16 protein-coding genes are annotated in these 11,909 nt (G+C 51.0%); 9 read left to right on the top strand and 7 right to left on the bottom strand.

Going from position 1 to position 11,909, the window contains the following annotated elements:
- Positions 1–12: 12 nt before the first annotated feature.
- The 3 genes from flgD to flgB are packed head-to-tail and all read right to left on the bottom strand — an operon-like array spanning position 13 to position 1,544.
- On the bottom strand, positions 13–708 hold the full coding sequence (gene flgD / locus FQZ95_RS25670) for a flagellar hook assembly protein FlgD (RefSeq protein WP_000020488.1): 696 nt from the start codon (positions 706–708) through the stop codon (positions 13–15).
- An 11-nt stretch (positions 709–719) separates the two neighbouring features.
- Entirely contained in the window at positions 720–1,124 is a 405-nt protein-coding gene (gene flgC, locus FQZ95_RS25665; RefSeq protein WP_001196460.1) for a flagellar basal body rod protein FlgC, read from the bottom strand.
- Positions 1,125–1,127: 3 nt separating this feature from the next.
- Complete coding sequence (gene flgB, locus FQZ95_RS25660; RefSeq protein WP_000884705.1) at positions 1,128–1,544, bottom strand: flagellar basal body rod protein FlgB; 417 nt, start codon at positions 1,542–1,544, stop codon at positions 1,128–1,130.
- A gap of 154 nt (positions 1,545–1,698) precedes the next feature.
- On the opposite strand from flgB, the gene flgA reads away from it, so the two are divergent.
- From flgA to flgN, 3 genes are all read left to right on the top strand, one after another.
- A complete protein-coding gene (gene flgA / locus FQZ95_RS25655; RefSeq protein ID WP_000955728.1) occupies positions 1,699–2,358 on the top strand; it encodes a flagellar basal body P-ring formation chaperone FlgA in 660 nt (219 codons plus the stop codon).
- Between the two features lie 75 nt (positions 2,359–2,433).
- Positions 2,434–2,727 (top strand): flagellar biosynthesis anti-sigma factor FlgM, encoded by a 294-nt coding sequence (gene flgM, locus FQZ95_RS25650; protein ID WP_000020882.1) that lies wholly within the window; start codon positions 2,434–2,436, stop codon positions 2,725–2,727.
- 4 nt (positions 2,728–2,731) lie between these two features.
- Positions 2,732–3,148 carry a flagella biosynthesis chaperone FlgN gene (gene flgN / locus FQZ95_RS25645; RefSeq protein ID WP_000197347.1) on the top strand — a complete coding sequence of 139 codons (417 nt, stop codon included), beginning with the start codon at positions 2,732–2,734 and terminating at the stop codon, positions 3,146–3,148.
- A gap of 39 nt (positions 3,149–3,187) precedes the next feature.
- Here flgN and murJ read toward each other — a convergent pair whose 3' ends face one another.
- From murJ to rimJ, 4 genes are all read right to left on the bottom strand, one after another.
- Entirely contained in the window at positions 3,188–4,723 is a 1,536-nt protein-coding gene (gene murJ / locus FQZ95_RS25640) for a murein biosynthesis integral membrane protein MurJ (protein ID WP_001050688.1), read from the bottom strand.
- Between the two features lie 109 nt (positions 4,724–4,832).
- Complete coding sequence (locus tag FQZ95_RS25635) at positions 4,833–5,756, bottom strand: Gfo/Idh/MocA family oxidoreductase (RefSeq protein WP_160530948.1); 924 nt, start codon at positions 5,754–5,756, stop codon at positions 4,833–4,835.
- Between the two features lies 1 nt (position 5,757).
- Positions 5,758–6,405, bottom strand: a complete 648-nt coding sequence (locus tag FQZ95_RS25630) for a YceH family protein (protein ID WP_000877119.1) — start codon at positions 6,403–6,405, stop codon at positions 5,758–5,760.
- Between the two features lie 10 nt (positions 6,406–6,415).
- Complete coding sequence (gene rimJ, locus FQZ95_RS25625; RefSeq protein ID WP_000468190.1) at positions 6,416–7,000, bottom strand: ribosomal protein S5-alanine N-acetyltransferase; 585 nt, start codon at positions 6,998–7,000, stop codon at positions 6,416–6,418.
- A 235-nt stretch (positions 7,001–7,235) separates the two neighbouring features.
- Here rimJ and mdtH point away from each other — a divergent pair, with 235 nt between their 5' ends.
- From mdtH to bssS, 6 genes are all read left to right on the top strand, one after another.
- Positions 7,236–8,444 carry a multidrug efflux MFS transporter MdtH gene (gene mdtH, locus FQZ95_RS25620; RefSeq protein ID WP_000092207.1) on the top strand — a complete coding sequence of 403 codons (1,209 nt, stop codon included), beginning with the start codon at positions 7,236–7,238 and terminating at the stop codon, positions 8,442–8,444.
- A gap of 63 nt (positions 8,445–8,507) precedes the next feature.
- Positions 8,508–9,155 carry a glutaredoxin 2 gene (gene grxB / locus FQZ95_RS25615; RefSeq protein WP_000780912.1) on the top strand — a complete coding sequence of 216 codons (648 nt, stop codon included), beginning with the start codon at positions 8,508–8,510 and terminating at the stop codon, positions 9,153–9,155.
- Between the two features lie 133 nt (positions 9,156–9,288).
- On the top strand, positions 9,289–9,849 hold the full coding sequence (locus FQZ95_RS25610; protein WP_001353288.1) for a lipoprotein: 561 nt from the start codon (positions 9,289–9,291) through the stop codon (positions 9,847–9,849).
- 105 nt (positions 9,850–9,954) lie between these two features.
- Positions 9,955–11,001 carry a dihydroorotase gene (pyrC, locus tag FQZ95_RS25605; protein WP_000126547.1) on the top strand — a complete coding sequence of 349 codons (1,047 nt, stop codon included), beginning with the start codon at positions 9,955–9,957 and terminating at the stop codon, positions 10,999–11,001.
- Positions 11,002–11,074: 73 nt separating this feature from the next.
- A complete protein-coding gene (dinI, locus tag FQZ95_RS25600) occupies positions 11,075–11,320 on the top strand; it encodes a DNA damage-inducible protein I (RefSeq protein ID WP_001217754.1) in 246 nt (81 codons plus the stop codon).
- A 289-nt stretch (positions 11,321–11,609) separates the two neighbouring features.
- Entirely contained in the window at positions 11,610–11,864 is a 255-nt protein-coding gene (gene bssS / locus FQZ95_RS25595) for a biofilm formation regulator BssS (protein ID WP_000414437.1), read from the top strand.
- Positions 11,865–11,909: the final 45 nt, after the last annotated feature.

Below are 11,909 nucleotides of genomic sequence, written 5' to 3'. Positions count from 1 at the left end.
AAATGTGAAGGCTTAAATTATCTGCCGTACTTCGTCGAGGGTGGTGGTGCCGTAAGTGCCGAGATCCAGCGTATTACCGTTGTTGCCGCGGATCACGCCCTGCACCAGAGCAAACTGCAGCGGCTGGGCAACCAGTTGTGTACCACCGCTACTGGCGCTAATCGCTACATTGTAAGAACCGTTCGGCGCAGTGCTGCCGTCAGTCAACGTACCGTCCCAGGTGAAACTGTGGACTCCGGCAGTCAGTTCACCGATATCAATGGTACGGACAACCGCACCGTTTTTATCGGTGATGGTGGCCGTAACTTTGTCTGCCGCCTGCTGCAACTCAACACCAAACGGCGTGGTCGTGGTCACAGCCCCTTCTTCACTGCCGGTTCCGGCAAGAACTGTGGTGCCGGGGATCATCACACCGTGACCGATCAGGTTACTGGCCTGTAGCGACTGGCTGTTATCAATCTGTCCGGAAATAGATCCGAGTGTAGTATTGAGTTTTTCTATCCCGCTGACCGTGCTGATTTGCGCCAATTGCGACGTCAGCTCGTTGTTTTCCATTGGATTGGTCGGGTCCTGGTTTTTCAGCTGCGCCACCAGCAAAGTCAGAAAACTGCTTTGTAAATCTGCGGCGTTGCTACCCGTGAGCGAGCTACTGCTGGTGGTGCTAACGCCGGTATTTGTCGGATCGGTGGTGGTTACCGCAATGGACATAGATTTCTCCTTTATTGACCAAGCGTAAGGGTTTTCAGCATCATGCTTTTCACCGTGTTGAGCACTTCAACATTGGCCTGATAGCTGCGTGATGCTGACATGGTGTTAACCATCTCGCCGACAACATCAACGTTTGGCATTTTCACGTAGCCCTTTGCATCCGCCAGCGGATTACCCGGTTCATAAACCAGTTTGTCCGGAGCCTGACTTTCTATAACATCGGCAACCTTTACGCCGCCTGTCGCAGCGCCTGGCGCAGCGTTCACCTGGAATACCACCTGTTTTGCCCGATATGGCTGTCCATCGGGACCGGTCACGCTATCAGCATTCGCCAGATTACTGGCCGCCACATTCAGGCGCTGGGACTGGGCAGTTAACGCCGACCCGGCGATATCAAAAATGTTCAGCAGTGCCATCCGTTAATTTCCGCTCTGTAAAACGTTCATCATGCCTTTGATTTGCCCGCTCAACGCGCTAAGGCTCATCTGGTATTGCAGGCTGTTATCGGCAAACTGAGTGCGTTCGCGATCCATATCGACGGTATTACCGTCCAGCGAAGGCTGGTCCGGAATACGGTATTGCAGTTCTGCGGTAGGAGGCGTCAGCGCCTGCGCCGGAATGTGTTGCGTTGAGGTCATCGTCAGCGCAACCATGCTGGTTTCATCCCGTCCACGCTGCATGACCTTTTTAAGTTCACTGGCAAAATCGATATCGCGTGCCTGATAACCAGGGGTATCGGCATTGGCGATGTTTGCTGCCAGCACTTCCTGACGCTGGGCGCGCAGATTGAGCGCCTCTTGTTGAAAACGTAAGGCGGCGTCGAGCTTATCGAGCATATCTCCTCCGCAAGTATCAAAATTCTGCCATCAGCTTAAATGCCTTTACGCGCGCGTTATCGGCGGAATAAACGCAAAATGGGTCGCTATTTATGCCGTTGATGGTCATTGCGTACAGGTACAATTCACGTTGTAGAAATGGCTGGGAGCGAAAATGCTGACAATAAAACGTAGCGTGGCGATCATTGCGATACTGTTCAGTCCGTTAAGTACGGCGAGCAATCTCACATCGCAGTTACAAACCTTTTTTAGCGCCCAGCTCGCGGGAGTAAGTGATGAGGTTCGTGTTTCTATTCGTACATCGCCCCATCTACTTCCGCCGTGCGAGCAACCACTGCTTTCGATAAGCAATAATTCCCGCCTGTGGGGAAATGTGAATGTGCTGGCACGCTGCGGTAACGACAAACGATATTTGCAAGTCAATGTACAGGCCACAGGAAATTATGTGGTTGCCGCGATGCCCATTGTGCGGGGAGGAAAGCTGGAAGCTGGCAATGTAAAACTGAAACGCGGACGACTGGACACCTTGCCGCCGCGTACTGTGTTGGATATCAATCAACTTATTGATGCCGTTAGCCTGCGCGATCTATCACCCGAACAACCTATCCAATTAACCCAGTTGCGCCAGGCCTGGCGTGTAAAAGCGGGACAACGCGTCAACGTGATCGCCAACGGTGATGGATTTAGCGCCAACGCTGAAGGTCAGGCGTTGAACAATGCTGCCGTCGCACAGAATGCGCGGGTGCGCATGGTATCGGGACAGGTGGTCAGCGGCGTTGTTGATGCAGATGGGAATATTCTTATAAACCTGTAAGCTGTTAAAGATTACCCGTCCCTTGCCGATAAATAAGCAACACATGATAAAAGCGCCCTCAATGAGGAATAAACCATGAGTATTGACCGCACTTCACCTCTGAAGCCCGTAAGCACCGTTCAACCGCGTGAAACCACTGACGCGCCGGTAACGAATACCCGGGCGGCAAAAACAACCGCCGCCACCAGCACCAGTGTGACGTTAAGCGACGCGCAAGCAAAACTAATGCAACCCGGCAGCAGTGATATCAATCTTGAACGTGTCGAAGCGTTAAAACTGGCGATTCGTAACGGTGAACTAAAAATGGACACCGGCAAAATTGCCGATGCGCTAATCAACGAAGCGCAGCAAGACTTGCAGAGTAACTGATCGTATGACGCGTCTTGCAGAGATCCTCGACCAGATGTCCGCAGTGCTTAACGATCTCAAAACGGTAATGGATCAAGAGCAGCAACATCTCTCAATGGGGCAGATCAACGGCAGCCAGTTGCAATGGATTACAGAACAAAAAAGCTCACTGCTGGCGACGTTGGATTACCTCGAACAGTTACGCAGAAAAGAACCCAATGCAGAAAATAGCGTTGATATTAGTCAACGTTGGCAGGAAATTACGGTGCAAACTCAGCAACTACGTCAAATGAATCAACATAATGGCTGGTTACTGGAAGGACAGATTGAGCGCAATCAACAGGCGCTGGAAATGTTAAAACCGCATCAGGAACCGACGCTGTACGGGGCGAACGGTCAGACATCAATACCCCATCGCGGCAGTAAAAAGATTTCGATCTGAAGATTATCTCCGGCCTGCAGTGCAGGCCGGAATGCATTGTTATACCGTCCGACGGGCAAACTCTTTAACTTTGAAGCCCAACACCGCCAGTGCAGCGAAGTACGCGGCAATTCCCGCCAGCACGACCGCCATTAAACGCAGTAAACGCCAGGGCATAGTACCCAGTGACCACTCAGGCATAATATGTAACATACCTAAAAGCACGCCAGACATCACCAGTACCGCCACCACCAGACGCAACAGAAACGGCATCCAGCCGGGTTGCGGGGTAAAGATTTTCTGCTTACGCAACTGCCAGTAAAGCAGAGAAGCATTCAGACACGCCGCCAGACCAATAGAAAGGGACAGCCCGGCATGTTTCAACGGGCCGATAAATGCCAGGTTCATCAATTGCGTTAAAATCAGCGTAACGATGGCAATTTTCACTGGCGTTTTAATGTCCTGGCGGGAATAAAAGCCAGGAGCCAACACTTTCACGACAATCAGGCCAATCAAACCCACCGAGTAGGCAATCAACGCCCGCTGGGTCATCAGCGCATCAAAGGCGGTAAATTTACCGTACTGGAACAGCGAAACGGTTAACGGACCTGAAAGAATGCCCAACGCAACCGCACTCGGCAGCGCCAACAGGAAACAAAGACGCAGCCCCCAGTCCATCAAACGGTTGTATTCATCATGATTGCCACTGGCAAAACTTTTCGACAGCGACGGCAGCAAAATGGTGCCAAGCGCCACGCCCAGTACACCGGACGGAAACTCCATTAGGCGGTCGGCGTAATACATCCACGACACCGAACCGGAAGCAAGAAACGAGGCAAAAATGGTGTTGATGATTAAAGAGATCTGGCTCACAGAGACGCCAAGGATCGCTGGTCCCATCTGTTTCACCACGCGCATTGCCCCGGCATCGTGGAAGTTAATGCGTGGCAAAACCAGCATGCCGATCTTCTTCAAATGCGGTAGCTGATACACCAGCTGTAGGATGCCGCCGACCGTAACAGCCCATGCCAGCGCCAGCACCGGAGGATTAAAGTACGGTGCGGCAAACAGCGCGAAGCCAATCATGCTGATGTTAAGCAGCGTTGGAGCAAATGCCGGAATCGAGAAGCGGTTCCAGGTATTCAGAATCGCACCCACCAGCGACGCCAGGGAAATCAGCAAGATATAAGGAAAGGTAATCTGTAATAACTGGGTAGTCAGGGCAAATTTGTCGGCCGTGTCAGCAAAACCCGGCGCGGTCACCATGATCACCCACGGCGCGGCGAGCATTCCGGCGACCGTCACAACCGCCAGCGCGAGTGTCAGCAGGCCAGAAACATACGAGACGAAGACCCGCGTGGCGTCTTCACCCTGCTTGCTTTTATATTCCGCCAGAATCGGTACAAATGCCTGGGAAAATGCCCCTTCGGCAAAGATACGGCGCAACAAGTTAGGAAGTTTAAATGCGACGAAAAAGGCGTCTGTTGCCATCCCTGCGCCAAAGATTCTGGCGACAATTGCGTCACGTGCGAAGCCAAGCACACGCGAAAACATGGTCATCGAGCTGACGGCGGCCAGCGATTTTAATAAATTCATCGGTGTTCTAATCCAGACCCACGGGCAAAACGCCTGCAAGGCAGGCGCTGAAAGAGGCGAATAGTCTACCTGGATTATGGTGAATTGCTACCGCCAGATGTTACAGGGTTTATTCACTCATCGCATCGCGCCAGATCTTGTCAACGATACGTTGCGCCAGCACGGCCTGTTCGCCGGCGGTTTGCGGAACTGTCTGATTTTGCACGCATTCAATGAAGTGCCGCGCACAGCCGACAAATCCACGTTGCTCAAGAGTACTCTGCCAACCAGGAATCGGTTTATGCACTACGCCCTGCCCGCGCTCCTCACGCCATTCGCGCATATCCGTAATGTCGATGAGCGCACCGTCAGTCACGGCCTGCACGGTTTCACGCTGACTTCCGGCACGGCGATGCATACAGCTGGTAATCTGCAAAGGACCGGCCGAAAAATGGTGCTCGGCAAACAGCATTTCGCCCGCGTCGTTAGTCAGTAGCGTACCGCCATCCAGAGAGACTTTGCCGCCCGACAACCACAGCACGGTATCCACCACATGCAGATAATCATCCAGCAACGTGAAATAAAGGTCGTGTGGCCCGACGCTATTACTACGATGTTTATCCATTCTTAGCGAGGCGGCGGTGGAGAGTTGTGTTTTTAACTCAACGTAGAGTGGTGCGAAGCGACGGTTAAAACCGACCATCAACGTCAGTTTTTTCCGCGCCGCCAGTTCAACCAGCCGTTCAGCATCGCGCAGATTTTCTGCCAGCGGTTTATCGACACAGACATGTACCCCCGCATTGAGTAACGCACTGACCACGTCAAAGTGGCTGGCGGTGCTGGAATGCACAAAAACAGCGTCACAACAGGCAGCAAGGCTGGATAACGAATCGGCATAAGGAATGCGCCAGCTTTCACAAATTGGCAGGGCTTTCGCGCGCGTTGGCGACCACGCACCTTGTAACGTCCAGTCAGACGCTGCCGCCAGCACCGGTAACCACGCCTTTTGCGCGATGCCGCCTAACCCCACTACGCCGATACGTAATTTTTTCACTTTAATCTCCCAGATGGGCCAGCAACGAATCAAGACGCTGTTTCAGTTCTGCCACTTCGATTTCCAGAGCTTCGACGCGGGCCTGTAAATCACCGTCAACCGCGTTCGACGTATCCGTTACCGCCGGCTGATCTTCAACCTCACCACTGAAAAGATGCATGTAGCGGCTTTCGCGTTTACCCGGTTCGCGGGCCAGACGCACCACAAAAGGACCATCTTCGCGATTCGCCAGTTGTTCAAGCGTCGACTCCACTTCCGCCATATCGCTGAACTCATACATTCGCGCGGCGCGACTGCGCAGTTCTCCCGGTGTCTGGGCACCACGCAATAACAACGTGGTGATTAACGCTACTTCTGCGGCGCTCAGTTTCAGATCGCCAAATTCTGAATTACAAAAACGTTGCTCATATTTGGTGACCCGATTACCAAAACCGCTCACCGTGCGTAGATAATGACGTTTGACCAGATTATCCAGCTGTTCCTGCACTTCAGATTCACTCAGATTCATGACCGGTTCACGGTTCGTTTTCTGATTACAGGCCGTTACTACACCATTTACTGAAAGCGGGTATTGCTCCGGCGTAGTCACCTGTTTTTCCAGCAAGCAGCCAATCACGCGGGCTTCCAGAGCAGTAAGTTGATATTTCATCAGATTCTCCTTAGCGGCCAGGCGTCCAGTCTGGGGTGGTTAATGCCGTCAGAACATGATCGCGCCATTGTCCATCAATCAACAGATAGTTTTTCGCATAGCCTTCTTTTTCAAAACCCAATCGCGCCAGTAAATCACCGCTGCGTTTATTGTGCGGCATATAGTTGGCCATAATGCGATGAATATGTTGGGTGCGCTGCATATAACGAATGGCTGCGGTCAGGGCTTCAAACATGAGTCCTTTGCCCTGCCATTTTTGCCCAATCGAATAACCGAGATAGCAGGCATGAAAAGAGCCGCGAACAACATTGGAAAAATTGGCAACGCCAATAATCTCTTTTTCGTCCGGGTCGAAAAGGCCAAAGTAGAAAGCTGAACCTTGTTTATGAAATTCGTTAATCATCCCTAGCCTGGCCTGCCAGCCTGATGGATAACAGTGGCTTTCGTCGCGCACTGGCTCCCAGGGCTTGAGGAAATGGCGATTCTCTGCGTAATAATCCGCAAGACGCCAGGCATCACGATCATGCACCAGACGCACGACCAGTCGGTCTGTGGTTAAGCGCACTTTTGGCACGTTACTGCGATAGCCAAACATTCTATACCTACTCCTTCCCGTAACGTCTTTAATACGCTGTAAGTATTACTATACCTGCGCAACCAGACCCTGTGAAAAGTCCAGAATGCCATTTTCTGCATTATTCACATATTTGATAAAAACTCTCTATCAAAGCGACGTTTTGATAAAAAAATATTGTCCCCGAAGTGATGGGAAAAGTCTTAGCGGCAATGCAGAATAGAAAGTGCTCATCTTTTATTTCCCGGGAGGGGAAATGTCCCGCGTGTCGCAGGCGAGGAACCTGGGTAAATATTTCCTGCTCATCGATAATATGCTGGTCGTGCTGGGGTTCTTTGTTGTCTTCCCGCTGATCTCTATCCGCTTCGTTGATCAAATGGGCTGGGCCGCCGTCATGGTCGGTATTGCCCTCGGCCTACGCCAGTTTATTCAGCAAGGTCTGGGTATTTTCGGCGGCGCAATTGCCGACCGCTTTGGTGCCAAACCGATGATTGTCACCGGTATGCTGATGCGTGCCGCCGGATTCGCCACAATGGGTATTGCCCACGAACCGTGGCTACTGTGGTTTTCATGCCTGCTTTCGGGACTCGGCGGCACGTTGTTTGATCCTCCGCGTTCGGCGCTGGTGGTGAAACTAATCCGTCCACAACAGCGTGGTCGTTTTTTCTCGCTGTTAATGATGCAGGACAGTGCCGGTGCGGTCATTGGCGCATTGTTGGGGAGCTGGCTGTTGCAATACGACTTTCGCCTGGTCTGCGCCACAGGGGCAGTTTTGTTTGTGCTGTGTGCAGCGTTCAATGCGTGGTTGTTACCGGCATGGAAACTCTCCACCGTACGCACGCCCGTTCGCGAAGGCATGACCCGCGTGATGCGCGACAAGCGTTTTGTCACCTATGTACTGACGCTGGCGGGTTACTACATGCTGGCTGTACAAGTGATGCTGATGCTGCCGATCATGGTCAACGACGTCGCGGGCGCGCCGTCTGCCGTTAAATGGATGTATGCCATTGAGGCGTGTCTGTCGTTAACGTTGCTCTACCCTATCGCCCGCTGGAGTGAAAAACATTTTCGTCTGGAACACCGATTGATGGCTGGGCTATTAATAATGTCATTAAGCATGATGCCAGTGGGTATGGTCAGCGGGCTACAACAACTTTTCACTCTGATTTGTCTGTTTTATATCGGGTCGATCATTGCTGAGCCTGCGCGCGAAACCTTAAGTGCTTCGCTGGCAGATGCAAGAGCACGCGGCAGCTATATGGGGTTTAGCCGTCTGGGTCTGGCGATTGGCGGCGCGATTGGTTATATCGGTGGTGGCTGGCTATTTGACTTGGGTAAATCAGCGCACCAACCAGAGCTTCCGTGGATGATGCTGGGCATTATTGGCATCTTCACTTTCCTTGCGCTGGGTTGGCAGTTTAGCCAGAAACGCACCGCGCGTCGTTTGCTGGAACGCGACGCCTGATTTGATACTCCCCCCTGACTCCTCCATACTGAAAGTGAACTGACAGCCAAATGGAGGAGTCACGTGAAGCTATACATTTACGATCACTGCCCTTACTGCCTCAAAGCCCGCATGATTTTCGGCCTGAAAAATATCCCCGTCGAATTACATGTTCTGCTCAATGACGACGCAGAAACACCCACCCGGATGGTCGGTCAAAAACAGGTTCCCATTCTGCAAAAAGATGACAGCCGCTATATGCCAGAAAGCATGGACATCGTTCACTATGTCGATAAACTCGACGGCAAACCGTTACTGACCGGCAAACGTTCACCTGCCATTGAAGAATGGCTGCGCAAGGTCAACGGCTACGCCAACAAACTGCTGTTACCGCGTTTTGCCAAATCGGCATTTGATGAGTTTTCTACTCCCGCCGCACGCAAATATTTTGTCGACAAGAAAGAAGCCAGCGCGGGTAATTTTGCCGACCTGCTGGCCCACTCTGACGGTCTGATTAAGAATATCAGCGATGATTTACGTGCGCTGGACAAACTTATCGTCAAACCGAACGCCGTGAATGGCGAACTTTCGGAAGATGATATTCAGCTATTTCCGCTCCTGCGGAATCTGACGCTAGTAGCCGGAATCAACTGGCCAAGCCGCGTTGCTGATTACCGCGATAATATGGCGAAACAGACACAAATCAATTTGTTATCATCAATGGCGATTTAATCCTGACCCGCCGCGGCAGCCTGTATTCGCGGGTTGCCGCCGTTTTCAGTTTTTTCTGCTGGCGCGTTTATCGCTGGTGACACATGCTGCGTTGTGTCAGGATATTGACGCAGATTTCATGTCGAGGACTACCATGAACAAGTTTTTATTTGCCGCTGTATTGTTCGTCAGTGGCCTGCTCGTTGGCTGTAATCAACTCACCCAATACACCATCACCGAACAAGAAATTAACCAGTCGCTTGCGAAACATAATAATTTCTCAAAGGATATCGGTTTACCCGGCGTGGCTGACGCTCATATTGTTCTGACAAACCTGACCAGCCAAATTGGTCGCGAAGAGCCGAATAAGGTTACCCTAACCGGAGACGCCAATCTGGACATGAACTCCCTGTTCGGTAGCCAGAAAGCGACCATGAAACTGAAGCTGAAAGCGCTGCCTGTGTTTGATAAAGAAAAAGGCGCGATCTTCCTGAAAGAGATGGAAGTAGTCGATGCGACGGTACAACCGGAAAAAATGCAAACGGTGATGCAAACGTTGCTTCCCTATTTGAACCAGGCATTACGCAATTACTTTAACCAGCAACCTGCTTATGTCCTGCGCGAAGATGGCAGTAAGGGCGAAGCAATGGCGAAGAAACTGGCGAAAGGTATTGAAGTGAAGCCTGGTGAAATTGTCATTCCGTTTACTGATTAATCACGAGGGCGCATTTGCGCCCTTTATTTTTCGTGCAAAGGAAAACGTTTCCGCTTATCCTTTGTGTCCGGCAAAAACATCCCTTCAGCCGGAGCATAGAGATTAATGACTGCACCATCCCAGGTATTAAAGATCCGCCGCCCAGACGACTGGCACCTTCACCTCCGCGATGGCGACATGTTAAAAACTGTCGTGCCTTATACCAGCGAAATTTATGGACGGGCTATCGTAATGCCCAATCTGGCTCCGCCCGTAACAACCGTTGAGGCTGCCGTGGCATATCGCCAGCGTATTCTTGACGCCGTACCTGCCGGGCACGATTTCACCCCGCTGATGACCTGTTATTTAACAGATTCGCTGGACCCTAATGAGCTGGAACGTGGATTTAACGAAGGCGTGTTCACCGCTGCAAAACTTTACCCCGCAAACGCAACCACTAACTCCAGCCACGGCGTGACGTCGGTTGATGCAATCATGCCGGTACTTGAGCGCATGGAAAAAATCGGTATGCCGCTACTGGTGCATGGTGAAGTGACACATGCAGATATCGACATTTTTGATCGTGAAGCGCGCTTTATTGAAAGCGTGATGGAACCGCTGCGCCAGCGCCTGACCGCGCTGAAAGTCGTTTTTGAGCACATCACCACCAAAGATGCTGCCGACTATGTCCGTAACGGAAATGAACGTCTGGCGGCCACCATCACTCCGCAGCATCTGATGTTTAACCGCAACCATATGCTGGTTGGTGGCGTGCGTCCACACCTGTATTGTCTACCCATCCTCAAACGCAATATTCACCAACAGGCACTGCGTGAACTGGTCGCCAGCGGTTTTAATCGCGTATTCCTCGGTACGGATTCTGCGCCGCATGCACGTCATCGCAAAGAGAGCAGCTGCGGCTGCGCGGGCTGCTTCAACGCCCCAACCGCGCTGGGCAGTTACGCTACCGTCTTTGAAGAGATGAATGCTCTGCAGCACTTTGAAGCATTCTGTTCTGTAAACGGCCCACAGTTCTATGGCTTGCCGGTCAACGACACATTCATCGAACTGGTACGCGAAGAACAGCAGGTTGCTGAAAGCATCGCATTGACTGATGACACACTGGTGCCATTCCTCGCCGGTGAAACGGTACGCTGGTCCGTTAAACAATAAAAATCGTAGCTTCCTGTTGTCATTAGGTTATTTTAACTGTATAAATAACCAGTATATTTAACAGGGGGCTATTATGCGAATTGAAGTCACCATAGCGAAAACTTCTCCATTGCCAGCTGGGGCTATTGACGCCCTGGCTGGCGAACTTTCCCGCCGTATTCAGTATGCGTTTCCTGATAATGAAGGCCACGTATCGGTACGTTATGCCGCAGCGAATAATTTATCGGTTATTGGCGCGACAAAAGAAGATAAACAGCGCATTAGCGAAATTCTCCAGGAAACGTGGGAAAGCGCCGATGACTGGTTTGTCAGCGAATAATATGCAGTGATTTTTGTTTTTGCCGGGTCGCCCCGGCTTTTTTATTTTACTTACGAATTTCGAGTACAAAATTTCTACACTTCCTCAAAATAATTGCACAATATGCTAAAAAAATATGAATGACATGCTGTTTTATTGTTCATATAAATCTTAAAAGCAAAAATTTATCTGTTCCCCCCTTTAAAAATTCGGTGAATACCCTTACTTATTGGTATACTGAAGTTGCTTCAGATAAAAACGCATTGAACCTCGAATAACGTTGTCTAGTAACACGAATTAGGGGGCCATGATGGAAAAAAATAATGAAGTCATTCAGACTCATCCGCTCGTAGGGTGGGACATCAGCACCGTTGATAGCTATGATGCGCTGATGTTGCGTTTGCACTACCAGACCCCAAATAAGTCCGAGCAGGAAGGGACTGAAGTTGGTCAGACGCTCTGGTTAACCACTGATGTTGCCAGACAATTTATTTCGATATTAGAAGCAGGAATCGCCAAAATTGAATCCGGTGATTTCCCGGTAAACGAGTATCGGCGTCATTAACATGACATGACCATCCACCCAAAAGGCACCTCACTGGTGCCTTTA

The sequence above is a fragment of the Escherichia sp. HH41S genome (assembly GCF_009820115.1).
Lineage (GTDB): Bacteria > Pseudomonadota > Gammaproteobacteria > Enterobacterales > Enterobacteriaceae > Escherichia > Escherichia coli_F.
This window is presented reverse-complemented; position numbering and strand designations above follow the sequence as displayed.